Source organism: Ruminococcus sp. RTP21484sp1_RTP21281st1_A8_RTP21281_210402 (genome assembly GCF_040914025.1).
In the GTDB taxonomy this organism is placed as follows: domain Bacteria; phylum Bacillota; class Clostridia; order Lachnospirales; family Lachnospiraceae; genus Blautia_A; species Blautia_A faecis.
This window is the reverse complement of record NZ_JBCPGE010000024.1, coordinates 19,171-45,406: the sequence shown is the minus strand read 5'-3', so window position 1 is coordinate 45,406 and position 26,236 is coordinate 19,171. Positions and strand designations below refer to the sequence as shown.

23 protein-coding genes, 3 pseudogenes and 1 riboswitch are annotated in these 26,236 nt (G+C 42.5%); of the genes and pseudogenes, 7 read left to right on the top strand and 19 right to left on the bottom strand.

What is annotated here, in order from left to right; all coding sequences use genetic code 11:
* Positions 1–5: 5 nt before the first annotated feature.
* Positions 6–1,265, bottom strand: a complete 1,260-nt coding sequence (locus tag AB5170_RS12580) for a zinc ribbon domain-containing protein (protein ID WP_173717434.1) — start codon at positions 1,263–1,265, stop codon at positions 6–8.
* A 384-nt stretch (positions 1,266–1,649) separates the two neighbouring features.
* Between AB5170_RS12580 and AB5170_RS12575 the strand changes: the two genes are divergently transcribed.
* A complete protein-coding gene (locus tag AB5170_RS12575; RefSeq protein ID WP_023921410.1) occupies positions 1,650–2,942 on the top strand; it encodes an IS110 family transposase in 1,293 nt (430 codons plus the stop codon).
* A gap of 165 nt (positions 2,943–3,107) precedes the next feature.
* On the opposite strand, the pseudogene AB5170_RS12570 reads toward AB5170_RS12575, so the two are convergent.
* Positions 3,108–3,218 (bottom strand): annotated as a pseudogene (locus AB5170_RS12570) (DUF6783 domain-containing protein); the annotation flags it as partial.
* Here AB5170_RS12570 and AB5170_RS12565 point away from each other — a divergent pair.
* On the top strand, positions 3,168–3,296 hold the full coding sequence (locus AB5170_RS12565; RefSeq protein ID WP_319017833.1) for a DUF6783 domain-containing protein: 129 nt from the start codon (positions 3,168–3,170) through the stop codon (positions 3,294–3,296). The pseudogene AB5170_RS12570 and the gene AB5170_RS12565 overlap by 51 nt on opposite strands.
* 61 nt (positions 3,297–3,357) lie before the next feature.
* Here the strand turns inward: AB5170_RS12565 and AB5170_RS12560 are convergent, their stop codons facing one another.
* Complete coding sequence (locus AB5170_RS12560) at positions 3,358–4,062, bottom strand: serine/threonine-protein kinase (RefSeq protein ID WP_148463804.1); 705 nt, start codon at positions 4,060–4,062, stop codon at positions 3,358–3,360.
* A gap of 231 nt (positions 4,063–4,293) precedes the next feature.
* Here AB5170_RS12560 and AB5170_RS12555 point away from each other — a divergent pair, with 231 nt between their 5' ends.
* Together AB5170_RS12555 and AB5170_RS12550 are read left to right on the top strand one after the other, a co-directional pair.
* On the top strand, positions 4,294–4,719 hold the full coding sequence (locus AB5170_RS12555; protein ID WP_148463803.1) for a helix-turn-helix domain-containing protein: 426 nt from the start codon (positions 4,294–4,296) through the stop codon (positions 4,717–4,719).
* Positions 4,720–5,032: 313 nt separating this feature from the next.
* Positions 5,033–5,105: riboswitch (Fluoride riboswitch) on the top strand.
* A gap of 53 nt (positions 5,106–5,158) precedes the next feature.
* Positions 5,159–6,382 carry a sodium:proton antiporter gene (locus tag AB5170_RS12550; protein WP_173717003.1) on the top strand — a complete coding sequence of 408 codons (1,224 nt, stop codon included), beginning with the start codon at positions 5,159–5,161 and terminating at the stop codon, positions 6,380–6,382.
* Between the two features lie 68 nt (positions 6,383–6,450).
* Here the strand turns inward: AB5170_RS12550 and AB5170_RS12545 are convergent, their stop codons facing one another.
* The gene (locus tag AB5170_RS12545) at positions 6,451–7,356 is read right to left on the bottom strand and encodes an Rpn family recombination-promoting nuclease/putative transposase (RefSeq protein ID WP_195379951.1); all 906 of its coding nucleotides are present in this window, start codon (positions 7,354–7,356) and stop codon (positions 6,451–6,453) included.
* Between the two features lie 276 nt (positions 7,357–7,632).
* Here AB5170_RS12545 and AB5170_RS12540 point away from each other — a divergent pair, with 276 nt between their 5' ends.
* Positions 7,633–8,829, top strand: a complete 1,197-nt coding sequence (locus AB5170_RS12540) for an iron-containing alcohol dehydrogenase (protein WP_173718532.1) — start codon at positions 7,633–7,635, stop codon at positions 8,827–8,829.
* A gap of 66 nt (positions 8,830–8,895) precedes the next feature.
* On the opposite strand, the gene AB5170_RS12535 is transcribed toward AB5170_RS12540, so the two are convergent.
* From AB5170_RS12535 to AB5170_RS12515, 5 genes are all read right to left on the bottom strand, one after another.
* The gene (locus tag AB5170_RS12535; protein WP_226821653.1) at positions 8,896–9,891 is read right to left on the bottom strand and encodes a D-alanyl-D-alanine carboxypeptidase family protein; all 996 of its coding nucleotides are present in this window, start codon (positions 9,889–9,891) and stop codon (positions 8,896–8,898) included.
* Positions 9,892–10,146: 255 nt separating this feature from the next.
* On the bottom strand, positions 10,147–12,654 hold the full coding sequence (locus AB5170_RS12530; protein ID WP_173718533.1) for a glycoside hydrolase family 3 N-terminal domain-containing protein: 2,508 nt from the start codon (positions 12,652–12,654) through the stop codon (positions 10,147–10,149).
* On the bottom strand, positions 12,654–13,499 hold the full coding sequence (locus tag AB5170_RS12525) for a carbohydrate ABC transporter permease (RefSeq protein ID WP_148463496.1): 846 nt from the start codon (positions 13,497–13,499) through the stop codon (positions 12,654–12,656). The genes AB5170_RS12530 and AB5170_RS12525 overlap by 1 nt, the downstream gene beginning before the upstream one ends.
* Positions 13,496–14,458, bottom strand: a complete 963-nt coding sequence (locus AB5170_RS12520; protein ID WP_148463497.1) for a carbohydrate ABC transporter permease — start codon at positions 14,456–14,458, stop codon at positions 13,496–13,498. Before AB5170_RS12520 ends, AB5170_RS12525 begins: the two co-directional genes overlap by 4 nt.
* Before the next feature lie 163 nt (positions 14,459–14,621).
* Positions 14,622–15,989, bottom strand: coding sequence for an ABC transporter substrate-binding protein (locus AB5170_RS12515; protein ID WP_173718534.1), 1,368 nt, complete (start codon positions 15,987–15,989; stop codon positions 14,622–14,624).
* Positions 15,990–16,150: 161 nt separating this feature from the next.
* Between AB5170_RS12515 and AB5170_RS12510 the strand changes: the two genes are divergently transcribed.
* A complete protein-coding gene (locus tag AB5170_RS12510; protein WP_148463499.1) occupies positions 16,151–16,891 on the top strand; it encodes a helix-turn-helix domain-containing protein in 741 nt (246 codons plus the stop codon).
* On the opposite strand, the pseudogene AB5170_RS12505 reads toward AB5170_RS12510, so the two are convergent.
* A pseudogene (locus AB5170_RS12505) lies at positions 16,873–16,992 on the bottom strand (DUF6783 domain-containing protein); the annotation flags it as partial. The gene AB5170_RS12510 and the pseudogene AB5170_RS12505 sit on opposite strands and share 19 nt — an antisense overlap.
* On the opposite strand from AB5170_RS12505, the pseudogene AB5170_RS12500 reads away from it, so the two are divergent.
* Positions 16,942–17,070: pseudogene (locus AB5170_RS12500) on the top strand (DUF6783 domain-containing protein). The pseudogenes AB5170_RS12505 and AB5170_RS12500 overlap by 51 nt on opposite strands.
* 118 nt (positions 17,071–17,188) lie before the next feature.
* On the opposite strand, the gene AB5170_RS12495 reads toward AB5170_RS12500, so the two are convergent.
* The 9 genes from AB5170_RS12495 to AB5170_RS12455 all read right to left on the bottom strand — a co-directional run bounded on the left by AB5170_RS12495 (position 17,189) and on the right by AB5170_RS12455 (position 26,219).
* Complete coding sequence (locus AB5170_RS12495) at positions 17,189–20,032, bottom strand: cellobiose phosphorylase (RefSeq protein ID WP_173718535.1); 2,844 nt, start codon at positions 20,030–20,032, stop codon at positions 17,189–17,191.
* 50 nt (positions 20,033–20,082) lie between these two features.
* Positions 20,083–22,500: a N,N'-diacetylchitobiose phosphorylase gene (locus AB5170_RS12490; RefSeq protein ID WP_173718536.1), complete on the bottom strand. Its 2,418-nt coding sequence runs from the start codon at positions 22,498–22,500 to the stop codon at positions 20,083–20,085.
* 155 nt (positions 22,501–22,655) lie between these two features.
* A complete protein-coding gene (gene rplA / locus AB5170_RS12485) occupies positions 22,656–23,348 on the bottom strand; it encodes a 50S ribosomal protein L1 (RefSeq protein WP_118577943.1) in 693 nt (230 codons plus the stop codon).
* Between the two features lie 56 nt (positions 23,349–23,404).
* Positions 23,405–23,830, bottom strand: coding sequence for a 50S ribosomal protein L11 (gene rplK / locus AB5170_RS12480; RefSeq protein ID WP_117852954.1), 426 nt, complete (start codon positions 23,828–23,830; stop codon positions 23,405–23,407).
* 68 nt (positions 23,831–23,898) lie between these two features.
* The gene (nusG, locus tag AB5170_RS12475; RefSeq protein ID WP_173718537.1) at positions 23,899–24,414 is read right to left on the bottom strand and encodes a transcription termination/antitermination protein NusG; all 516 of its coding nucleotides are present in this window, start codon (positions 24,412–24,414) and stop codon (positions 23,899–23,901) included.
* 16 nt (positions 24,415–24,430) lie between these two features.
* Positions 24,431–24,655 carry a preprotein translocase subunit SecE gene (gene secE, locus AB5170_RS12470; protein WP_173718538.1) on the bottom strand — a complete coding sequence of 75 codons (225 nt, stop codon included), beginning with the start codon at positions 24,653–24,655 and terminating at the stop codon, positions 24,431–24,433.
* 25 nt (positions 24,656–24,680) lie between these two features.
* Positions 24,681–24,830 carry a 50S ribosomal protein L33 gene (gene rpmG / locus AB5170_RS12465; RefSeq protein ID WP_117853039.1) on the bottom strand — a complete coding sequence of 50 codons (150 nt, stop codon included), beginning with the start codon at positions 24,828–24,830 and terminating at the stop codon, positions 24,681–24,683.
* Between the two features lie 222 nt (positions 24,831–25,052).
* Positions 25,053–25,643, bottom strand: coding sequence for a 4'-phosphopantetheinyl transferase superfamily protein (locus tag AB5170_RS12460; protein ID WP_237925824.1), 591 nt, complete (start codon positions 25,641–25,643; stop codon positions 25,053–25,055).
* A gap of 273 nt (positions 25,644–25,916) precedes the next feature.
* On the bottom strand, positions 25,917–26,219 hold the full coding sequence (locus tag AB5170_RS12455; RefSeq protein ID WP_118577945.1) for an STAS domain-containing protein: 303 nt from the start codon (positions 26,217–26,219) through the stop codon (positions 25,917–25,919).
* Positions 26,220–26,236: the final 17 nt, after the last annotated feature.

Sequence of the window (26,236 nt, the reverse complement as noted above, 5' to 3'; positions counted from 1 at the left end):
GAGCATTACTCCGAAGCAGTCTCAAAATTTGCCTTCGCCGTATCCACCGAATGCTCTGCTTTATTATCAATGTCCACATCATTTTCTGAGAAAGTACTTCCCGCGAAATCAAGGACTTCATTCCCAGGTAGATTCTCAATGCAGACCGCCGTTCCATTTCCGGTAAATGTATTATTCAGATAGTTGGGCGCTGTACCATAAGCCATGCTGCTGTTAAACTTCAGTGCAATTTTATTATTGGTAAAAGTACAGTCCATTGCATTTACCCAGGCTTCATTATTGGCAATTGCAGCCGTATCCCAACCATTAAAACTGCATTTGGAAAGTAAAGTAAGACAATACGCGTTCACCCCAATTCCAGAATTCCCTTTAAACTGGATTCCTGACATTTCCGCGTAATTTCCATTCAATCCGCGCAAGCTGACGGTTCCTGTGAAAGTAGTCACGTCATCTCCGTCTGAGCTGCCATAAATTCCCCACACATGATTTCCAAAAACAATATCACCATCATAAGTTACTGCCGGAAGATGAAGGTAAACCGGAATTTCCGATGACACCTCTTCCTCAATGGAAGCCAGCAATGCATTCAGTTCCTCTGTGGTCTCCATAGGCGTATCCTCTGAAAAATAGGTAACTGCTGCCTGCTTTTCAATGGTAAGCCGTGTGCTAAGAGAAATCGTATCTCCGTTTTTCATCGTCAGATTCCACAAGATATCGTTAGTACCGCTGTCTGAGGTATAAATAATATCAGAAACATATGCTGCATTTGGAAAACTCTCGTTATGAACCGGTTCTACATAATCTACCTTCCGGGAATTTTCTCCAGGTTTTGTATCCACCTTACAGGAAACTACCTTTTCTGTAAATTCTTCCCACGCCAGTTCTCCAGTCTCCTGATCCAGAACATACAGCTGACATGGAAGGGCACTCTCCATTCCCTGTGCCAATGTATCAGTACGTTCACCCTGGGCATGTCCTGTTACTCCATCATCTTCGGAAAAATTCAACAGCAGTTTATAAGATTTTCCTTTGTCTTTATAAACCACCTGCGCCCCTCCCTCATAGGACTTCGGACGGTGATGCAGGGAAAAAGCTGCTCCAACAGCTGCCAGAAGCACTACCACAGCAGCTGCTCCAAAAGCCGCCTTTCTCCATCGTTTCGGTGCTTTTATCTCCTGTTTTTCCTTCTGGACTGCTGTACAGTGAGGACAAAAAGAAGCGTTGTCCGAAAGAGGCTGTCCGCATTTTATACATTTTTTACTCATATTTTTCTCCTGGTATGATGTAGTCATAGACCAATAAGGTCATCCACATCATATTCTCTAATCTATATCCTGGTTGGTAAGAGGATTCTCCTCCATAATCACTCCAACCATAGATACGTGTATAAGTTACATACATTTTTGTATGATTATTCACTCCTAGACTATGTCTGTTACATAAGGTATTATTTTCCATTGGATAGGGAAAAGGACGATTTTCTCCTAGGGAGCTGGCTTATGTCCAGTAATACCCGTAACTTAAGACTGTCATTCCATCAATGAAAATTTATGTTTTAGGCTGGTTGGGAGCAATTAAGCTATACCCGTATAACGCGCCAGGTAGTGTATTCATTGTTTTTTATGGAACCCTATCGGAAGGAGCATATAATGCATAACAAAAACTATATTTCCGTCGGCATTGATGTCGGTTCAGCTTTTAGCTTTATGACAATTCTTGCGCCAGACGAAACAGTGATCTTGAAACCTTTCAAGATTACTCACAATAATAAGGATTCTTTGGAACGAGCTGTTTCTGAAATTAAAAAAGCAGAAGAGCTGTATTCCTTAGAAAGTCGCACCTTTCTAGAATCCACTGGGATTTATCATTTCCCGCTCTTCTGCTATCTTGTTGATTGTGGTTTTAACGCGTCCATAATCAATCCTATTATTACACATTCTACTAAGAATGGAAATATCAGAAAAGTAAAAAATGATAAAATCGATTCTAAAGGTATTGCCAAACTAGGATTATCAAAAGATATTCCTGTTTCCCAGTTCCCAGCAAAGCTGGTTCTTGAACTGCGTAGCCTTACCCGTAAGTATTACGATTTAACTGATGAGCGTTCTGCTCATATCAATAAACTTAAAGGAGACCTGCATACCGTGTTTCCTCAGTATCTTGACGTTTTCTGTGATGTTACCGGCAAGACCTCAACAATGATTCTTCGCCAGTACGGTACTCCAGACAAGATACTTCGTGGTCATAAGAAGACCATGATTGAAAAAATATCAAAAGCTTCACGAAAAGGTCTTGCCAAAGCTTCTGAAAGATATGAGAAACTCTGTGCTGCAGCTAATGCTGCAAAGACATTTGGATGTCAAATAGACAGTATCTACTTCAATATCTTTTTAACTTTGGACCTTGTTGAAAAGCTTGATTCTGCTTTGGATTCCATACTGAATCGTATTAGGCAGCTGATTACATTCAATAAAAACGAGAAGTTTATTCAGCAGATTAAACTTTTAAATACAATCCCAGGTGTTGGCTTTCTGACTGCTGTAACAATCATGTGCGAAATAGGTGATTTCTCAGCATTCCGTAATCCAAAACAACTTTTTGCTTACTTCGGATTAGATCCTGAAGTAAATGAATCTGGAAAATTCGTTGGCACTCAGTTACATATGAGCAAACGTGGCTCCAGAATCGCGCGCCGTGCTATCTTTGCCGTAGCACTCGCCTCCATTCGTACAAAACGTAATGGAGAGGGCATCAATCCATACCTCCGTAAGTATTACGAATTAAAGTCTGGACAAAAGCCTAAGATGGTTGCAATCGGTGCTGTAATGCATAAAGTCTGCAACATCGTATTTGCTGTTCTTCGTGATGAAAAGGCATTTGAGCTTCGGTCACCAGAAGAACACTGTAAGCAGTATCAAAGACCTGCTTTAGCAGCTGCATAAAGATGCAGCTATATAAAACCATAGGAGCTTCTTGACGAAAATCCAAGTGATTTACGTTTGTTAAAGTTACTCATTTTTAGGTTTCAAAACATAAAAGAAAAATATCTATTTTTTGTCTTTTAGGTATTGACTATAACTAGCTGGTCTATTACGATATATTTATGGTTAACATACCTTACAGCTAGAGCGTGTTTGAAAAAGGCTTTCTGCAAAATGTGCGTCACAATTTGTGGGAGATTTCGCTCGGATGAGGGCGCCGTAGCGGGCTACGGCAACCGAATTCCGGTGAAATCTCCCGCAAAGTGGGGCGTGCAGATTGCGGGAATGATTTTTCAAACACACTCTAGTAAGTAATTATCCATCTTGTATTATAAATTTACAGGCTTTTTTCCAGAGACCATAAGCTTTTTATGCTTTACAAAACCTCCATCAGATGAAGGATATTCTTGTATCTTTTCTCCGGATTTACCATGGTACAACGCTGGACGATCCTGCCCATTCTTCCGCTGGCAAGCTTCCTGGAGGGATGTTCCCCAGTCAGCATAATGTTCAGCAGAACTCCCAGTGCATAAATATCCGCACGCCCATCAGACTGGGAGAGCCCATACTGTTCCGGTGCTGCAAAGCCTGTGGTTCCAAGAATCTGTGTATCTTCTCTGTTTTCATTTTTATAAATTCTGGAAGCATCAAAATCGATAAGAACCGCTTCGGTTCCACGTATGATCACATTATCTGGCTTTACATCTCTATGTACAACTCCCAGGGAATGAAGCACCCACAAAGCCATGCACAGCTGGCGGGTGATCTGCTTTGCCTGTGCCGCTGTCAAAAGTCCGCCCTGTAAAATCTCCCCCAGCGTATCACCTTGCACATATTCTTCCAGAAGAGCTGTTTTTCCCTCCTTTTCCCCCACCTCCATGATCTGGGGCAGATTGGGACAGGATACCGTAAGAAGCTTCCGGTACACTTCACTGCTGCCGGAAAAATGTCTGAAAATATAGCGGTTTCCGCTTGCCCTGTGGCGTATCAAGGTTACTTCGCCCCGCTCGCTTTTTTTGATCAATGTGACCCTGTCATATTCGTCACAAACTGCGCCTAAAAGACTGTCATAAATTTCCATATTTCTCCTTATCACCAACTATCATTCCCCAAATGGACATATCACCTGCACGCTATGAGAATCAGCTGTTCCTCGCCAATGGCACTCCCACAGCTATGGAACACTGCCAGAGGGTAACAACCACTATGCTGACTGCATATTGTTTTTCAGAATTTTTTATAGTATAGTTTTATTTGATTGTATTGTTAAAATTATTTTAACTTATTGACAAATTATTGTAAAGGCGCGAATATGAAAAAGAAAAATACAGATGGTTTACAGCAGGAGCTTATGGATTCCCCGGATCTGAGCCAGTTTCTGTCCCAGAACCAGGAGCAATTTGAAAATAAGAGTGTGGCAGAATTATTAAACCGTCTGTTCGAGAAGAAACATATCTCTAAGGCAGCGCTTGCCAAACAGGCCGGTATGAGCGAAATATATCTCCATCAGATTTTCGCAGGCCGCCGTAATCCATCGCGGAATCGTCTGCTGTGCCTGTGTTATGGGCTTGAAGCGACGGTTGACGAAACCCAGGAACTGCTGAAGCTTTGTGGAATGGCACAGCTTTATCCGAAATTAAAAAGAGATGCCATTATTTATTATGGACTGCTTCATAGGCTTAAGTTGTTTGAAATTAATGATAAACTTTTTGAGGAGAATGAAGAGACGTTGTTTTAATTCTCTTCACCCAACGCCTAATGATACAAAACTTAGATTCTACATGTTACAAAGCACGTTGTTGTGCACAGGTTACTGTTCACTGGTAACATTCCGCGAGGTGTTTTTCGTGAACAAAGTTCACAGAAAACCCGAGAATTAAGTTTGCGCAGCAAACGCTACTTCTTGTGCTTGTCACAAGAAGGTTCGTCTTTCTGTGCATCGCGGAGCGGTTACTGGTCACAGAGTGAGCAGTAACGTGCACAGCAGAAGTTGTTATTTGATTTATAATTTCTTCTTGCCACCACTTTTATAATGTGCTATTATACCACCAGAAACAAATGGGAATGAATGTCTCCCCGGGATCATCCCGAACCGCTTATTAAGCTGATGACTTCTGTGATAACAATTGTCGCAGGAAGCATCAGCTTTTCTGCGTAAAAAGGAGGAATTTATAACAATGTTAACATCTCTGGCTTTTATTTTTCTTGTGGGACTTTCCCTGGCTGCTATTTGCCAGATACTGAAACTACCGCGTATTATCGGTATGCTGATCACCGGTATTTTACTGGGACCTTATGTGCTGAACGTATTGGATCCGTCGATTCTGTCCATCTCATCGGAGCTGCGGCAGATCGCGTTGATCATTATCCTGCTGAAAGCGGGACTTTCCCTGAATCTTGCCGATCTGAAGAAAGTGGGACGTCCTGCCATCATGATGGCCTGCATTCCTGCAACTTTCGAAATCCTGGCTTACTTTTTGCTGGCACCGTATTTTCTGGGAATTACCAGACTGGAAGCGGCTGTGATGGGCGCTGTAATGGGTGCGGTATCCCCGGCTGTAGTTGTCCCAAGAATGGTACAGTTGATGGATGAAAAATACGGCACAGCCAAAAGCATTCCCCAGATGATCCTGGCAGGCGCTTCCTGTGATGATATTTATGTGATCGTGCTGTTTTCCACATTTTCTACTATGGCACAGGGCGGCAGCGCACATTTGAAAGATTTTATCAACATTCCGGTTTCCATTATCCTGGGTATTGCACTTGGAAGTGTGGCTGGTTATCTTCTTTCCTTGTTTTTCGAAACTGCTTATGCGCACAGTCATATGGTGCGAAACAGCATGAAAGTGATCGTAGTAATGGGCGTGGCTTTCCTGCTTATGTCCATTGAGACATGGCTGAAGCCTGTGGTTTCCGTCTCCGGACTTCTGGCTGTGATAAGCATGGCTTGTGTTTTGAAGCTAAAATGCACCGCCTCCGTTTCTGCCCGCCTTTCCCAGAAATTCGGGAAACTATGGCTGGCTGCTGAAGTCCTGCTTTTTGTACTTGTAGGTGCTTCTGTAGATATCCGCTATACCTTAAAAGCCGGTCCTGCTGCCCTGGCCATGATCTTTGCAGCACTTCTGATCCGTACCCTGGGCGTTTCTCTTTGTGTTACCGGAACAAACCTAACATGGCGGGAAAGACTGTTCTGTTCCATTGCCTACCTTCCGAAAGCAACCGTACAGGCAGCGATTGGGTCTGTTCCAATGGCTATGGGACTTTCCTGCGGGCAGATCGTGCTTTCTGTGGCTGTACTGGGAATTCTGATCACTGCACCACTTGGAGCAATCGGGATGGATTGCAGTTATAAGAAGCTGCTTTCCAGGGAAATCGATAAAAGCCAGATATTCTCTAGCTAACATATAACGATACAGGAAAAGTGGAACATTCTGTTTATTAATTTTAAAGAATGTTCCACTTTTATTTTTTACTCTATTCCAAATTCTTCCATCAGATGTTGACAAAATTCTGGGTCTTTTGCTATTCTTTTACAATCTTCTATGCGATTTTCTTCTAATAATTTATCTATCAATCGTGCCATAGAACTTCTTCCCTCTGCTCTTCCCTCCGCTCTTCCCTCCGCTCTTCCCTCCGCAAGACCCTGGGTTCTGCCCTCAGTAAGTCCCTGGGTTCTGCCCTCTGCGAGTCCTAATTCACGTGCCGCCTCTTTTTCCATTTCCATTTCTTCCCATCTCTGCATATATCTCACACTCACTTCCTCACTGGATTTGATACTGCATATACGCTTCTGCATCTTATGTATTCTTTCGCTTTTACAGCCATCTGCCATGTCCTGAGTGGTATGTTCAATATAATGAAGCAATTCTACCAGCTCCGGACTTACTTCATCTGGATTTTCCCCATGGGTATTCAGAAAAATGCGGGTAGCGCCATCCTCAAGCGATACAGATGGATCCTCTTTACAGGTCATCTCAAATGTATACATATATTTTCTCTTCCCAAACAAATCAAACGGAGCTATCAGAATAATATAGATATCATTCATTTTGTTAAAATCACGTTCACCGGGTTTTAATAATTTCGCATCAATAATACTTTCGTAATATCTGCTTCTTTTGGGAAGATTCTTCGTATTCGTCCCCTGTACCTCTGTATCATATACAACTTCATCTGTATCCTTTGCCCACACATCCACTTTAGCAAAACGATACGCTGGTGAAATCCGTGCTTCTTTTTCTGTCTGGGGTAGGTGCTTCAAAACTACATCTTTTCCAAGAATAATTTCCAATACATCCCGCATATTCTGCGGATCTTCCATCGCCTCAGCAAACAGAAAACGGTCCAGCAGGTTCAAATCCTTTAGATCTTTCATCTATCAGTTCTCCTTTTATTATATAGTTTTCTATATTGGAAGTAAAGAATAACTGTGCACCGTTTTTCTGTTTTTCCTCTATAACCATACCTTACAAAATCACAGCTTAAAAGTAAAGTTTTATCGTTCGAAAAATTATCCCATAAAATTACAAAATCCGCTCTGGTCATTTACATTTCCAGCATATATAATGATGTCAGATGCATAAGACCGCTCACAGAACACTTTTTGCAAAGAATCGCAAATTTATTTTCATATTTTACGGAGGCATTTCCCATGATAAATTTTGATTTTTACACTCCTACCAGAGTTCTTTTCGGTGCAGACCGGGAAAACGAGGCTGGCAAACAGGTTGCCGCATTTGGTGGGCATAAAGTTATGATCATTTATGGAAAAAAAGGAGGACATGTTGAATCATCAGGATTATTGGAACGTGTACATCAGAATCTGAATGGAGCCGGACTTTCCTATATAGACTTTAGTGGCGTGGTTCCCAATCCTCGCCTTTCCCTGGTAAAAGAAGGGATCCGCATTGGACGGTCGGAAGGTGTTGACTTCCTTCTGCCAATTGGAGGCGGCAGCGTAATTGATACAGCAAAGGGAATCGGTTACGGAATCGCCAATGATTTTGAAATAGAAGATCTGCTTTACGGTCGTGTAAAAACAGATAAAAATCTGCCAATCGGTGTTATCCTTACAATTGCAGCTGCCGGTTCTGAGATGTCTTCCTCCATGGTTCTCACCATTGAAGACGGTATGATGAAACGTTCCTATGGGCACGACTGCTCACGCCCCAGATTTGCTATTATGAATCCTGAGCTGACTTACAGCCTTCCGGCGTATCAGACAGCCAGCGGCGCAGCTGATATTATGATGCACACTATGGAGCGTTATTTTACCCCTACAGACACAGATACCAGCCTTACTGACCGGATTGCAGAGGGACTGATGATTTCCGTTCGTGATGCCGCCCAGGTTGCTGTAAAAGATCCTGAAAACTATGAAGCCCGGGCTACTCTCATGTGGGCCGGAAGCCTTTCCCATAACGGTCTGACCGGTGCCGGAAGGGTATCTGATTTCGCCACACATAAGATTGAGCATGAACTCGGCGGTATGTTTGATGTAGCTCACGGAGCCGGACTTGCATCTGTCTGGGGAAGCTGGGCGAGATATGTGTATAAGACAAATCCGGGAAGATTTGCACAGTTTGGTGAGAAGGTTTTCGGAATTGATGCTTCCCAGACCAGCGATTCTGATATTACGGATACTGTTCTCGCATCCATCACTGCCTGGGAGACTTGGTGCCACTCTATAGACATGCCAACCACCCTCACTGAACTTGGCATTTATCCAACCGATGCCCAAATCGAGGAAATGGCTGAGAAATGCGTTTTCGGCAGAAACGGACACATTGGCTTCTTCCAGCCGTTGACGAAAGAAGATATTGTGGCAATCCTGCAAATGGCGAAATAACACCAGCCTGACTCGAAACACAGCATAGAAAAAGAGCATTCACTTCCTCACTGGATTTGTCATTTCTTATTTCTGTGCCACCGCTTCGCCCAGCCGGTTATATATTGTTTTCGCGTCCAGAATATGTGGTACTCCCGTAGCGTCCGCCGCGGCGCCTGCAGTTACCAGAATGTACTCCCTGCCATATATCTGTGCAAAGCTTGCCAGACAATGCCCTGCCTCAGAGGTATACCCGGTTTTGCCACCTAGAATTTCCCCGCCGGTTACCGATGTATCCGACATATTTTTAAACATGGTACTGTAATAGGTAATTCCATCCGGATGTACATTGGTAGCTGGCGTAGAATGGAAATGGCTTTCTGCCACTTCACGGAAAGTATCATTATGTAACGCATACTTAAGTAGCAGCGCAATATCATATGCTGTACTATAATGCTCTGGATCATGTAATCCCGTACAATCCATAAAATGGGTATCCTTCATCCCAATGGACTTGGCCTTCTTATTCATCTTTTCCACAAATGCTTCTTCTGAGCCGGATGCTTCATCTGCCAAAGCCAGACAACATTCTGCTCCGGAAGGCAGCATTACGCCGTAGACCAGATCACGCACTCTCACGCTCTCCCCTGGCTGAAAGCCTGCCTGTGTGGCATCCTGTCCATCCAGAGCATAAAAAATATTCTCACTTAAAGTAATCTCATGATCCAGATCTGAAAATGCTTCCAGCGCCACAATTGCAGTCATGATCTTCGTCATGGATGCCGGATAAATCCGCTCTTCCCCATTTAGATTTCCAATGACCTTTCCGCTTTTTACATCCATTAAAAGCACATTTGAGCTGTTCACTCCCGACACATCCAGTTCCGTCGCAGGCGGTCTGTCGAAAATCCCGAGCACTCCCGACACTTTAGCACTAAGTCCTCTATCCCAACAAAACGCCAAAGCCAACACTGCCAGAATCAAAACTTCCACCAGCGCACTAATCAAAACCCGACGTCTCTGTTTCTTTCTACGAATTCTCCTCTTCCGCTCCATCTGCGCCCGTTTGCTTCGCTCATCCATTTAGACTCTCCTTCCATTTTCCACTGCTTTTATACGCTCTTCTTACTTTCGTCTATTTCTATACTCTGCCACAGCAAAGCACCATCTTTCACCTCAAGCTCCATTCCAGATTTTCTTTTTGTATCGCTGGTATTTTCCATACTACCACATCTCTCTTTATAATTTCTATAAAAATGAAAAAAAATAAGAGCAAAGTACACATACGCATACCTTGCTCAGTCCTTTTAGTCAAGCGAATATTCGCAATCCGCTTCACTACTTGCTCATAACCAAATAACTGCTTCGCAGTTTATCAATTAGTTTCAATACCCTTCTGGCACAGATACGAATTTCTTCTTCTGAAAGCTTCCCACTTCTGTAACCATCCAGAATACTTTTATGATCATTCTCACTTCCTGGCATGATAATATCATTTCCGGCAGCTGTGCACTTCCATGGAATACTTCCGTCCTCGGGTTCCGTAGTATTCCAGTCCGACATGATCACGCCCTCAAATCCCCACTCATCACGCACAATTCTGGTACACAGATCCTTGCTGTTTGCGGCATGTACCCCATTTACCAGATTATAGGAGGACATAATTGCCGCAGGTTTACTCTCCTTTATGGCAATCTCAAATCCACGACAATAAATCTCACGAAGGGCCCTTTCAGAAAGATGAACATCTACTCCCATACGATTATCTTCCTGATTATTGCATGCAAAATGCTTAATCGTTACCCCGCATCCTGCTTTACTCTGAACCCCTTTGGTAACTGCTGCGGCCAGACTTCCTGCAAGCAGCGGGTCCTCTGAATAGTATTCAAAGTTTCGTCCGCACAGGGGATTTCTGTGAATATTCATTCCCGGTGCCAACCAGAGATTGACGCCAAATTTCTCCATTTCCTCAGCTATCATTTCTCCAAACTCTTTCAACAGCTGCCGATTCCAGGACTGCGCCAAAGCTGTACCAACCGGAAAAGCAGTACAGTACTGATAATACGTATCTGCATTTTGGTGAGGCTTTTCTGTTACCAGAAATCCATTTTCCAAAGAACCAAGAACACCGATTCCATAAACAGAATCATTCTCGCGATTTACCTCATAACTTCTTTGCAGTCTGATACCAGCTGGTCCGTCTGCCATGATCAATACCGGAACTCCATATTTTTCATAAAGAGCTTCTGAAGTTTCGCCAGCTGAACCAGGCACTTTAATCCCTGCTGCTCCAAGATTGCTGCTAATACCACCAGTATTTCCGTATAAAAGTGGGATCAATTCTTCTACAGGCAGCTCTTCTGCCAGAATTTCCAGCGAGTTTCCCATGACCAGAGACTCTCGGTCAACATTTCCAGCCTTTTGTTTTCTCTGCAATGCTTCAAACTGTATGGTGGGAAAATCAGCATTTCTACTTTTCTCCAGCTGCTTTTCTGCAGCCTTTACATTCTTTGAAGCTTCCAGTTTTTCAGATAATTCAACCAATGCTTCCAGTTTCTGCGTCTGCTCCAGAACTACATCCTGGTTCACATTTATAAAAGCCTCCAGCTTCAGATTGGCTGAATTATTTCCAATCCAGAGACCATACTTTCCTGTTTCCACGATCCAGGCATTTGCATCCTCAAAAAAGCTTGCAATAGTTTTTCCATCAAACAGGATCTTTAACTCCTGTTTTTCTCCCGGCTTTAATACATTTGTCTTTGCATATCCAACCAGGCGATGGTATTCTTTCTCTATCCTGCCCCGGGGAAGTGATACATACACCTGTACAACTTCTCTTCCTGCAAAAGTATTTCCAATATTCTCTACAGATACATTTACTGCAATCTTATCCTTGTCAATTTCAATACTGCAAAACTGAATCTTAAAATCTGTATAAGAAAGACCGAAGCCAAAAGGAAAAAGTGGCTTTACACCAAAACTATCGAAATACCGATAGCCCACATAAATTCCTTCTTTATATTCTTCCAATTCCAGATTTCCATTCAGATAACTAAAATTCTCTGCAAATGGCACATCCGCATATTTTTTTGCCCAGGTTGTTGTAAGCTTTCCGCTTGGAACAGCTTCTCCAAGAAGGATCCTTGCAACCGCACGTCCCCCCTCCTGTCCAAGCTGGGAAATATTGAGGATACCTTTTATCCACTGCGCTTTTTCCAGAATATCTGTAAGCTCCACAGGACCACCGGCATTTATAAGCAGAACAATAGGCACACTTCTGCTGTTTAGAAAAAGAATATCTTTCTCTTCTCGTTCACTAAGATAATAGTCACCTTTTTCAAGACGACGATCTTTTCCTTCACCAGAAATACGGCTGATTACATAAACAACAATTTCAGCTTCCTGGATATCCATTTCAGAAACAGGACGCCCCTCCGGCATGATAAATGGATTGGATGCATAGGCATCAAAAGGATTATTTACATGCTTTGCTTCTTCAAGAATTTTCTCTTTCCATATAAGTCTCGCTTTCTGATAGCGATGTTCATAATCATCCAGCCAGTCCCTGCTGGTGATCCGAATTCCGGATTCTTCCATTCCTTCGTAAATGGTAATATTCTGCCTGTTATTTACATCTCCGGAACCAATCCCCCCTTTTACAGTTTTATCCGCACCGATGCCCAGAAGGGCAACCGATGCAGATAATGAAATGGGAAGAATATTTTCATTTTTCAATAGAACAATGCCTTCCTCTGCCGCTTTTTCTGCAAAAGAGCTATGCTTTTTCTCGCAGACAGATATTTCCGGATTCAAAGTCCCACTGTGCTTAAACTGTGTAAACGCCATTACTCTTTGACACCACCAAGGGTAACACCTGCAATAATATACTTGGAAAGAAGCAGGTACACAACAATGATCGGCACGATCGCAACTGTGATCATCATGTAAATTTTACCCATATCAAAATTCATATAATCAGCACCACGAAGAGTAGCGATCAGAATCGGCACCGTCATTTTACTCTTGGACTGGATGATCAGGGCCGGTACAAAGTAGTTGTTCCAGGAACCAACAAATGTAAAAATCGCCTGAACTGCAATTGCAGGCTTCATAATTGGAATCACAATGCGATTAAAGGTATGGAATTCTCCGGAACCATCGATTCTGGCAGCCTCCACAAGAGAAAGCGGCAGAGACGACTGCAGATAACTGTACATAAAATAAAATACAGCTGGAGATGCAATGGAGGGAATGATCAGCGGCAGAAGGGAATCATATAATCCCATCTTCGTAACCAGACGAAGGAATCCCATTGCAGTAACCTGCGTTGGCATTACAAGAATTGCCATGATAAATGTAAAAGCAACCTTTCTTGCCTTAAACTCATAAGCATAAAGACCATATGCCGTAAGGGATGAAAAATATGTACAAAGTGCGGCACTACAGGAAGATACGATCACACTGTTCAAAATTCCCCGAAACATTGGAAAGCTTCCGTCGTTTGCCACGTTTTTCAGATTCTCAAGGAAATATTTTCCTGGAAGTGCTGAGAAACCTTTCTGCAGATCCCCATGAGATCTGGTTGCATTAATTATCAATACGTAAAAGAAGAACAGGCACATAAAAGACAGAAGAATCAGTACGATATGTGCGAAAACTGTTCTGAATTGGCTTCCTGCTTTCTTCTTCATCTTCTTAATCTTCTCCTTTCTTCCTTAGCACGTTTTTTTGCAGCCTTTTTGGAACCATCCGGATCATTATCATTGGTCATGCGATATACGATGAAGCATAAAATACCACTGATAATAAACAGGTAAACAGATAATGCACCAGCCATACCATAGTTCTTACTCTTCAGATGACTGTTCAGGAACATGATCAGCGTCATAGACGTTCTATCTGGATTACCCTGTCCATTTGTCAGGATCTGTGGTACATCAAACATCTGAAGACCACCAATTATAGATGTGATCAATGTATATGCAAGAATCGGTCTGATCAGCGGCAATGTAATATAATAGAAACGTTGAATACTATTGCAGCCATCCAGGTCAGAAGCCTCAAAAATATCCATACTGATACCCATAACAGCCGCCATCAGCATAATCGTTGTATTTCCAAACCACATAAGGAAGTTCATAAAGCCAATTAATGATCTTGTTCCAACTACAGATCCCATAAAATCAATAGGGTCTTTAATCCATCCAAGAGACATCAGAATAGAATTTATTGGTCCGTTTGTAGAAAACATAGTAAAAAATAAAAGTGCAAATGCAGATGCCATAATCAGGTTCGGCAGATATATTACCACTTTAAAAAACTGTTTTCCTCTTATTTTCAAACGGGCATCTGTAAACCAGGCTGCCAGAACTAACGCAACCACAATCTGCGGCACAAATCCGATCAGCCACAGAATCAATGTGTTTGCTCCATATTTAAACATATCGGATTTCAGCAGACTGATGTAATTTGCCATTCCAATAAAATTGGGTCCGATTTCTTTAATTCCAGAACGGAAATATTCAAAAAAGCTGTAACGGACCGTATCAACCAATGGAATCAAAGAAAAAATCAAATAGATTATAAAAAAAGGAAGGATAAACAGGTAGCCCCATTTTCCATAATTAATGCTTTTCTTGTTTTTCTTCATAACAGTTCTCCTTTACACACATCTTACAGAACAGGAGAGAATCCTATGTTACAGGATCCTCTCCACGTTCCTTATACCAATTTTCAAATGTCACATGGACATTATTTTTTTAATAGTATTCTGCAAGATGTTTTTGCAAACAAAATCCTCAGAACTATCTACATTATTCCGGCCATTTAACCTCAGAGATCTCAGGATAACGCTCTTTAATAGCAGTCTCGAAGTTTGCTTTTGCTTTATCAAAGTCAACATTTCCCTGGAAATAATCACTGAAGGAATTCTGGATCAGTTCTACGCATCCCTGGTCATAGGCAGAAAGCGGAGCAATCTTAATGTTCTCTGCAACAGGTGCGAAATATGTAAATGGATTCTGTCCGCCAAGGAACTCAGAAGAGAAGTTTGCATCATCTGTAGCAGCCTCTGCCATACCACTCTTTGTATTTGTGAAATCTGAATAATCCTTAGAAATCTTTAACAGGTTGTCTTTGTCTGCAGTCATAGCAAGGATAATGTCTTTTGCATGCTCTGGATTATCAGTACCTGTTGCTGCATGAATGTAAGAACCGCCCCAATTGTATTCCTGTGGAGGATTTGTAACTGCCCATGAACCTGCATCGCCATCCCAGTTTGGACTTAATGTAAAGTCGATTCCCCATGCCGGGAACAGAAATGCAAATACTTTTGACTGAGAGCCCATAGCTTTGTTCCAGTCATCGTTCCACTGTCCTTTTACAGTCGGGTTAAGGAAACCTGCATCCAGCCACTCTTTTGAATCATTTACCCAATCCATAATCTTCTGGTCAACTGTAATGGTTGTCTCACCAGGCTGTACCCAGGACTGTGTGATGCTGTTTCCATATAAACGGAAGGTATCTGCATAAGAAGCAAATGTGTAGTAACCTTTCTCCTTCAGTTGAGCAGCAGTCTCTTTCATTGTATCCCAGTCTTTTACTTTCTCGCCTACTTCTGCCGGATCATCTGTTCCAAAAACTTCTTTTGCAATATCACGACGGTATACCAGGGTTCCTGGGCAGCACTGCCATGTAGAACCTCTCTGTACTCCGTCAGAGTCAGAAGCAGTTGTTCTTGTGAAATCGTACTGATCTGCAAGATCTGTATCCGGGTCAATTCCAAGATCTGTAAGCGGCATTGCTACATCTGCATCTTTGTCTGTATATTTGAAAACATAATCGGTCTCAGTTAAGAAAATATCTACTTTATCATCATCAGATGCATCAGCCTGATTCAGAAGCGCCTCATCAAGCTTCTGCTGGTAAACACCATCCTGGTTTGGGTTGATGATCCAATGGATCTCAGTTCCGTCTTTTAAGGTTGTAACAGTTCCATCGCTGGAAGTGGACTCAACTTCTGGATAAATAGCCTCCAGACGTGTACGGAACTCATCGTTCCAGGAATAGATGTTAATAACCTTTCCCTCTTCTCCTTCTGCATGTGCTACGGTTGCTGTTGCAGCCATACCGGTAACTGCCATAACAGCTGTAAGTAACATAGATACTGCTCTCTTCTTCATATAAAAGATCCTCCTTTTTTGAGCATTTTCTTAATGCTGTATCTCTTTGGTGCAATAAATATACCATTTTTATTTTTGACATTATATTATTTCTCTTAACAAAATATCAGATTCATGTCATAATATAAAAAATGACACATTTTTGTTTTGGAGGGGATTACATGGCAATATCAAAAGACTGGTACAACACAGAATTTGAAGAAAACGAAACTGAATCCAAGCACAGGCCGCCTTCTGTTGAATATTCCTTTTATACGGCAGTAAAAACCGGAGATATGGAAACTGTCATACAGAACTGTAATGCAGATTCTTTTACGAATCTGGAGGGAACCGGAGTCCTTTCCAGAAACCCTGTCACGAATCTGAAATACCACTTTGTGGTTACAGCTGCGATGCTTACCAGATATTGCATTGACGGAGGAATGGAGGCAGAGCAGGCCTACCGGCTTAGTGACTTTTACATTTTAAAAATGGATTCCTGCACTTCCCTGCGACAGATTGCAGACCTTCACCACACTATGGCAAAGGATTTTACCGGAAAAATGATCCTGCAAAAAAAATTATCCGTACTTTCCAAGCCAGTTATGCAGTGCATTGATTACATCTATGCTCATATAAAGGACCGTATCACCATAGAAGACCTTGCCTGCCACACCGGTCTTTCCCAGAATTATCTATCCAGGGTATTCAAACAAAATCTTGGAATTTCCATCAGTGACTACATAAGGGAGAAAAAAATAGAAAAAGCCACACATCTTCTTCGCTACTCGGACAAAGCAGTAGTTGACATCGCCAATTACCTATCCTTCTCTTCCCAGAGTCACTTTATTCAGGTATTCGAAAATTTCACTGGTCTGACTCCAAAAAAATACAGGGATAGGTATTATAAATCCATGTGGTAAGCTGACCTAGAGCGTGTTTGAAAAAAGCTTTCTGCATGATGTGCGTTACAATTTGTGGAAGATTTTGTCCGGATGAAGGCGCCGTAGCGGGCTACGGCAACTGAATTCGGGCAAAATATACCGCAAAGTGGGGCGTGCAGATTGCGGGAATGATTTTTCAAACAGGCTCTAGCACGTAAGGCTCCTGCAATGCATAATTCTCCGCCTTACATAAAAAGACCGGATATTCAGGAATAACCTTTATTTATGCATTGTTATTCCTGAATATCTGGTCATTTTTCTAATTCTTTATCCAGATTAGTTCAAAATAATATTAATTTCATGTACTTTTTCCAAAGTCAGTTTTTCTATTTCAGAGCGCTTCAGGCGAGCCTGCCTGCCGCCTTCTGCCGACAGCAAAGTACCATCACAAAAGGCTTCTTTTATCTGCACTTTATTCCATTCTTTTTTCTCCCTGTTAAAAATATGAATGGAAAATTTCCTTCCGGCAAATTCTATTTTCAAGGAAGCTTTTCCTTCCTGATCGTACTGCTCAGGCATAAGTGCAGGTGCTATCACCATATCGCCCAGCTGGCCTTTTACTCCAAAAACTTCTGTTATCATGGTCAGCATATACCAGCTTGCAGCTCCGGTCAGATATGCGTATAAGCCTCTTCCCTGATTATCGAAATATTCCGGGATTCCCGGGTACATTTTGCTGCGTTCAAAATCCATTGCAGTATCAAGCAGAGTCTGAAGAACTTTGTATCCTTCTTTGGCGTGACCGGTTTTGTACAATGCATTGGCATACATAACTGCCATATGGGAAAAGACGGCACCATTTTCCTTTTCTCCATATGCAAATCCAAACATTCTTCCCAGGTCAAATTTTTCCTCTTTGAAATCTGTATTCAGGCGGTAGCCGCCGGCTTTCCTGTCATACAGATATGCATCTGCACTCCTGCAGATTGCCTGTATCTGTTCCTCTGTAGCGGTACCACTCATGACAGCAAATACCTGTCCGGTAAGCATCATTCGGGTGTTACACTCTGCACCAGCTTTATTGTCGGTTTCATCTGAAACCGCGCTATATTCTACTTTTCTTCCATGATTATCATAATATCCATTAAACCAGCCTTTATCCCCATCCTGGATCCATTCATTTTTCCGAATATTTTCCACGAGCCAGTCTGCTTTTTCTTCCAGATTGCTGCATACCATTTTCAGAGAAAGCACTACTTTATTTCCACTGAGATTATGGGCACTCAAATCAGTATATTGCTTCAAAACCTTCTGTTTTTTCTCAGGGTTTTCATATAACTGTTTTCCACAGGCAAACAGACATTCCATTTCTTCTGCAAGCTCAATCCTGTTAATTCCCTGAACACTCTCTATTTCTCTAAGCACATAAGCGATATCCTTCAAATTTCCGGCATAAGCACAGGTAAAGGCCACACTCTCACCTTTTTCCCAGGCCATGTCTAAGGCATCATTCCAGTCTGCTCCATGCAGACACATTTCATTATGATCTCCCACATCAAAAAATGCGCACAGATTTTGAAGAAGAATATGTTCCAGAACAGTTCCATGATATATTTCATTAGCATCTGTTTTCTGTAAATTACCATAACTGCTGTTCCATTCTTCATCATGAGCTGTTCCGCGTTTTGACTGAAGATCCTTAAAATATGGAATCTTCTCAAATAAAACATCAAGATCCCCGGTCTGATCCAAATAAAGCTTCGTAGTTACAAACGGCCAAAAGCTATGATCCATCCATACACGGGTAATATTATTCCTGTCTGCAATAAATTCTCCCTGACCACTTCCTATAATTGTGGCATTTGTTCCATCAATACGAACACCTCCATAATTATCAATGATCATCTGTCTTACCTCAGATGGCTCCATGATCAACAAGGCAAGGCAATCCTGCCATAAATCGCGCCAGCCGCGTCCCCCTTTTCCATAATCATGATAGGGGAGAAAAGAACATCCATAAATTCTTCTGAGGATTGGCTGGAAACAGATCCATTTCAGATAATTATCCGCATCTTCGCTTCCAGTTTCAAACGCTACATTAACCTTCCGAATCCAGTGTTCTTTTACTTCTTCCAGCATATTCCGTACCTGGGAGCGGGTCCTGCAGCCAGAAGTCAACGACTCTATCCATTTAGAAGCTTTTGCCGGATCTATTGCCTTTTTATCTGTATTCTCCTTTCTTGGGAACTGCTGCTCACCGGCATCTGCAATCCCACATAGTAAAATATAACCAGCTGTTTCCCTTGGTTTCAGTGTTTTCCGGCTGAATCGGATGCCTCCAACAGCCTCTTTTCCCTGAAGTTCTGTTCCAGAGGGTTTTCCGGGCTTATTAATTCTTACTGCCTCTGGATTCAGAAAGGTTCCGCCTTCTCCTATAAACTCCTCCACCGTAGGATAAAATGACTCCGGCTTCTCTCCGTTTTCATCTGAACCGTATACAAAATATGTAGTATTATTTTTCTGATGTCCCCGCTCGTCAAAGGACAAAACCGGGGTTACTTCCACACCATAATCGGTGGTCCGAATTCGGTGGAGAAGGGAGGTAACATGGCGGTGATCTCGAAGATTATCTGCACTTCTTCCATATACCGGAATTGCACCTGTTGGCACAATTTCCACTTTTTTTTCGGAAATATTTGTGATTTCCACATATTCTACTTCCATGTCCCCAGAAATTGTAACAAAAGATGTTACTTCTGCCTGAAGACCATATTTTTGTGATTTTCGGGAAATCTTCTGCCACATAAAACCAGCTTCCAGTGTGCTTTCGTCCTGCTTATCTGTAAATTTCTGAAATTCCTGTTCTGCAGAATTTCCACAGACAGACCAACAGCCCAGAAGCTTCGGATCTGCTCCAGACAGAGCAGTATCACATGCTTCTGTGCTTTTATATACCTGACACCAGAAATTTCTGGTATTTCGGTTGTTATGCAGGTTTTCAATACTTACAGGCTCAAGAAGGAAATGATTCTGATCCGTTTTGCTGTCACCTCCCAGATTAGGGGTGATACTGGATTTCAGTCCTTTTTCTCCCGCCATAGGCAGATACAGACCGCTATAATTTTCCGGATCATGTATAATAAAGCTTCCGTTTTTATCCTGAAATTCTATATGTTTCATCAATGTTTCTCGCTTTCTGCCTGCGTCCACCCACCAGGCCTACTAAATTTTTACGACAGATACAATTCAACCTCAGTTTCAGCAGTCAGCTTATCCTGTGGGATATAATTATCTTTTAACTCTTCACCGTTTACAGTAAGTTTCTTAAATCCACTCTCTGCATGTCCCGGATTTTGCACTTTAATGTGCAGGTGACAGCCGCGGAAATCTTTTTCGACTTCAAATCCATCCCATTCCTTCGGTATGGACGGTGCGATACGAAGACCATAGAAATCAGGACGCATTCCAAGAATACCTTCCACACATCCTACCATAACAGTAGACGCAGTTCCAGTAAGCCAGTGTACATGAGAACGGCCAAAATTCGGACTTGCTTTCCCCTCTGTAAACTGACCATAGCAATATGGCTCAAGTCTGCGGATCTCCGCCTTATCATTCTGTGCAGCCGGAGCATTTTCCATAAAGTAGCCAAATGCTCTTTCTCCATGTCCCATTAATGCTTCTGCCAGAATGATCCATCCCTGTGACTGAGAAAAAATCCCTGCATTTTCTTTTGTTCCTGCATTATAAATTACAGCCAGTGCACCGTCAAAAGCATGTGCGTGGTATGGGGGATCCATGAGAATAGCACCATACTCTGTATTCAGTCTTTTATAAACCTGCTCAAGTGCCAGTTCTGACTGCTCCTTTGTTGCAAGCCCACTGATCACAGCCCAGCTCTGGGGATTCAGCCACATATTTGCTTCCGGATCTGTACGCTGTCCGATTATTTCTCCTGCTTCTGTAAAACCGCGGATAAACCGGTCTTCATTCCAGCAAAGCTTTTCAATCAGTTTCCCAAGCTCTTCCTGGCTTTTTTCCAGATATGAGATATATTCTTCATCTTTTTCGTAAGCCGCAAACTCCTTCAAAATGGTCATTGCATAATAAAACTGCAAAGCTACAAAAGTAGATTCTCCATCTTTTCCAAGCCTCAGGCAGTCGTTCCAATCTGCATAAAGTCCCGCCGGCATTCCATGTTTTCCAAGATGTTCCATCGAGAACTGGATCGCACGTTTCAGATGCTCATATACTGTTCCTTCATCTTTATTTGCAAATGGGATTACCTCATCAATAAAATCTACATTTCCTGTCTCTGACACATACTTATATACAGTTGGAAAAAGCCATAAAGCATCGTCAGCGCGATATGCCGGATGCCCTGTTTCCTGTACATAGGAAGCATCGTCTGGCGTATCCTCATGTCCTGGATTATGGGTGAATTTAACAAGAGGCAGACCACCACCATTATCTACCTGGGCAGACAACATGAAACGGATCTTATCCGCTGCCATTTCAGGTGCCAGATGGATCACGCCCTGAATATCCTGCACAGTGTCGCGGTATCCATATCCATTGCGCAGACCGCAGTAAGTAAAGGATGCTGCTCTGGACCAGATAAAAGTCATAAAACAGTTGTAAGCGTTCCATGTGTTGATCATGGTATTAAATTCATTACTTGGAGTTTTTATCTGAAAATGTGAAAGCTGTCCATGCCAGTAACTGATCAGTTCTTCCAGTTCCCTTTCGCAAACCTGCTGGCAATTTTGGTCATAACGCGCAACAATCGCTTCTGCCTCGTCATTCTTTTTCATACCTACAAGAAAAGCCATCTCTTTCTTTTCTCCCGGGGCAAGCTTTAACACTGCTGTCAATGCACCACAGCTGTTTTCATTATAATTTCCCTCACAATTAAGCTTGCCGTCAATTACTCCTACCGGGTTTCCATAACCGTGATATCTCCCCAGAAATGCTTCTTTTTCACCGCACCAGGAATCCACTGGCACGCCGGCCAGACCCAGGAACCGATTTGTCACATCTTTGTTATCTACCTTTTCCCCTTCATCAAGACGATCCAGATTTGCATGGATCATCTGGCGTACACGGTTTCCTCTGAAAACAGTTTTGGTAATATACTGGGAATACTGCAGATTTACCTGATCCTGCTCATAGTTGCTGTTGTTGGTAAATTCCGCATATCCGGTTACATTAATTTCTCTTTCCTTATCAGAACAGTTCTCCACACAAAGGCTCCACACCTCATAAGACTGTCCCAGGGGTACATAATACCTAACCTCAGAATGAATACCGCTGTAATCTGCCATCATCCTGGTATAAGCAGTACCGTGGTGACATTCACTTTTATATTTTTCAAGATCCTTTCCTACAGGCTGCCATGACGCTGACCAAAAATCTTTCGTTTCATTGTCCCTCAGATAAATATATCTTCCCGGCTCGTCAAACTGATTAAAAACATAACGTAAAATTCTTCCGTTAGCCCCAGACTTTACAAAGCTGTATCCGCCTGCATTATTGGACACAATGGCACCATACTCAGGATCTCCCAGATAGTTTACCCAAGGCGCTGGTGTATCTGGTCTGGTAATCACATATTCTCGTTTCTTATCATCAAAATATCCATATTTCATCCCTGCACACTCCTCCTGGTCTTTATATTGACCCGATTTTCCCATATGATATCTCATATGATAAAAAACATATACCAAAACTCACTATAAAATATCAAAATTATGACATGAAAAAAAGCACCCACCTCGCGGTGAGTGCTCTTCATTTTCATCTATTAAGCTAACTTGATCGGGTTGATCTTCACTCCAGGACCCATTGTCGGAGCAATAACAACGCTCTTTAAATACTGTCCTTTCAGTGTGCTAGGTCTAGCCTTTACAATAGCTCCAATCAGCGTCTGGAAGTTGTCGCTTAACTGCTCCTCAGTAAAGGAAGCTTTACCGATCGGCACATGGATAATGTTTGATTTGTCAAGACGATACTCAATCTTACCAGCTTTGATATCATTGATAGCCTTTGTAACATCCATAGTTACAGTACCAGCCTTCGGGTTAGGCATTAAACCTTTCGGTCCAAGTACACGACCAAGACGTCCAACAACACCCATCATATCTGGAGTTGCAACAACAACGTCGAAGTCAAGCCATCCTTCATTCTGGATCTTCGGAATAAGGTCCTCAGCGCCTACGAAATCAGCACCTGCAGCCTTAGCTTCCTCAGCTTTTGCATCCTTAGCGAATACAAGAACGCGAACAGTTTTACCTGTACCGTGTGGCAGAACTACTGCACCACGGATCTGCTGATCTGCATGACGTCCATCGCAGCCTGTGCGGATATGAACTTCGATAGTCTCGTCAAATTTGGCAACAGCAGCTTTTTTAACTAAGCTGATAGCTTCATTAGTATCGTATAATGTTGCGCGGTCAACTGCCTTAGCAGCCTCCACGTATTTCTTTCCTCGTTTCATTTCTATAACCTCCTGTGGTATTTGCGGGGAAAAGCCCTCCCACTTACTATTTGTGATTAATCAACTACTTCAATTCCCATACTTCTTGCAGTACCAGCAATCATGCTTGCTGCTGCTTCGATGGATGCTGCATTTAAGTCTTTCATCTTAAGCTGAGCGATCTCCTCAACCTGAGCTTTTGTAACTTTAGCAACTTTTGTTTTGTTCGGTACGCCGGAACCGGATTTGATATTTGCAGCTTTCTTAAGAAGAACTGCAGCCGGCGGAGTTTTGGTTATGAAGCTGAAACTTCTATCTGCATAAACAGTGATTACTACAGGAATGATCATACCATCCTGATCTGCTGTTCTCGCATTGAACTCTTTTGTAAACTGAACGATATTTACACCGTGCTGTCCAAGAGCCGGACCTACAGGTGGTGCTGGAGTTGCTTTACCAGCGGGAATCTGTAATTTGATATATCCTGTTACTTTCTTTGCCATTTTCGGCACCTCCTATGTGGTATTGGCGGGGGTATGTCCCTCCCACGATATTGTGTTACCTTTGTCTGTTACATTTTCTGAACTTCTGCGAAACTGATTACAACCGGTGTTTCGCGTCCAAACATCTCTACATTGATCGTTACAAGCTGCTTCTGCGGATTGATGGCAGTCACAACACCTGTAGTCTCTTTCCAGGCTCCGCCTGTTACAACAACGGTATCGCCCTCGACGAAATCAACGCGGACAGTCTCATCTTTGATGCCCAGCGGCTTCATTTCTTCTTCTGTGAGCGGTACAGGCTTGGATCCCGGACCAACAAACCCAGTCACTCCACGGGTATTCCGGACAACATACCAGGTATCGTCGTTCATGACCATGTTGATAAGAACATAGCTTGGGAACATTTTTCTCTGGACCTGCTTGGAAACACCATTACGCATCTCCACAACGTCTTCCAGAGGAACCCGTACTTCCAGAATCTGATCCTCAAGATGTCGGTTTTCAATTGTCTTCTCAATGTTGGCCTTTACCTTGTTCTCATAACCGGAATAGGTATGGACAACGTACCATTTTGCTTCTGACATACAATCACCTTTGTCCTTATTTGATTAAAAGATTAATGCATTCCAGAATGCCTGCATCCATCACACTGATGATCACACCGAGAATTACGGTTATGACAATAACAACAACTGACTGTTTCATCAGTGTATCGCGGTCTGTCCAGACAATTTTGTTGAACTCTGCCTTCAGCCCCTGGAACCAGGATTTCTTCGGCTCCTTAGCCTTGGCGGTCTTGCCTGCAGATTTTTCTTTTTCTTGCATAGCCTAACCTCACAATCTAAAGTGACTATTTTGTTTCCTTGTGCATTGTGTGTCTCTGGCAGAACTTACAATATTTCTTGGTTTCCATTCTCTCAGGATGGTTCTTTTTCTCCTTGGTCATATTGTAGTTACGCTGCTTGCACTCTGTACATGCTAATGTAATCCTAACGCGCACAACTTCCACCTCCAGTGTTTTCATTTGCATGGTCTTAAATCAGCCTTTTCGGTGTATCCGCCACCGTTTTTCGGCATAAAAAAAAGACCTAACTTCCATGTCGCTTGTACAGTTTACCACACAGCGGACATATCCGTCAAGTCTTTTGCATATAATTCTTAAGGATTTTTTGACTAAAAATAAGCTCCAATCCATGCTGGATAGCAGCAAAAGGCAGTAGTGTCACAGAAGCTCTGTAAAGCCCTTGGGCGGCAAAGAAAAATCACTTTCCATGCACACTGAGAAAATATAATTCTCAAATTCCATTGTCCTGAAAAAGCCTGGTCTTTTCGGTGATTTTCCCAGAACAAAGCCCTGATCTTTTCGAATGATCTCGAAAGAATCAAGCGGAAGGCTCATCCCCCTGCCTGTCATTTTCATATAACTTTCCTTTAAGGTCCAAAGTGTAAAAAAAGCTTTGCCCGGGTCAGAAGCAGCTTCTATATATTCCCGCTCTGTCGAATGGAAATAATGCTCCGCAATTTCCAGAGGCGCATTGACATTCCGCTCAATGTCGCATCCCACTTCACCATCCGACACTACTCCTACCACATATTCTCCAGCATGGGAGATATTAAAATGGAAATGGTCCGCCAAAGGCTTCCCATTTTCGGAATATTTCAGGCTGCTTTCGGAAAGTCCGTTCCCATTCAGGATCTTTCGGATCATAATTCCTGCTCCCAGACTCCTTTTGCGGTCATCCGGCTGAAGATACCGGATGACCTTCTTTCTTCTCTCTGGTCCAACTTGTTCCAAAAGGCTTTCATTCTGCAAGGGATCCTCAAGAGTATTGATATTGATTCTATATAATTTTATCATTTCTTACTATAAAAGAACCGGATAGTAACCGTGGATTCCCTATGTCTACTCCAGACAGATTACTGTTCACTCTAATCACAGCAATACGCTTCGCCATGCACAGAAATCATGCATTCACATGATTTCGCGCCGCAATTCTCGGGTTTTCTGTGAACTTTGTTTACAAAAACACCTCGCGGAATGTTACCTGTGACCCGCAATACGTTTCGCCATGCACGAATTCAACCTTTATTTTTTCTCAATATTGATCTTCTGGTCAAATCCGGTAAGACTGAAAACATCGTACACTTCATCAGAAACATTTACAATCCGGAAGCCTTCCTTGCCTGCCATCTTCTTATAAGCGGCGATTACCAGACGAAGTCCGGCGGAAGAGATATATTCCAGGTTTGCAAAGTCAAATACCAGGCTGGTTGTACCAGGATCAAGTGCTGACAGCTCCTTTTCCAGCTGCGGTGCAGTCTGGGTGTCAAGCCATCCTGTGATCTCCATAGTTACCTTGCTGCCCTCTGTCTTACTTACAATTTCCATTACAATTTCCTCCTTTA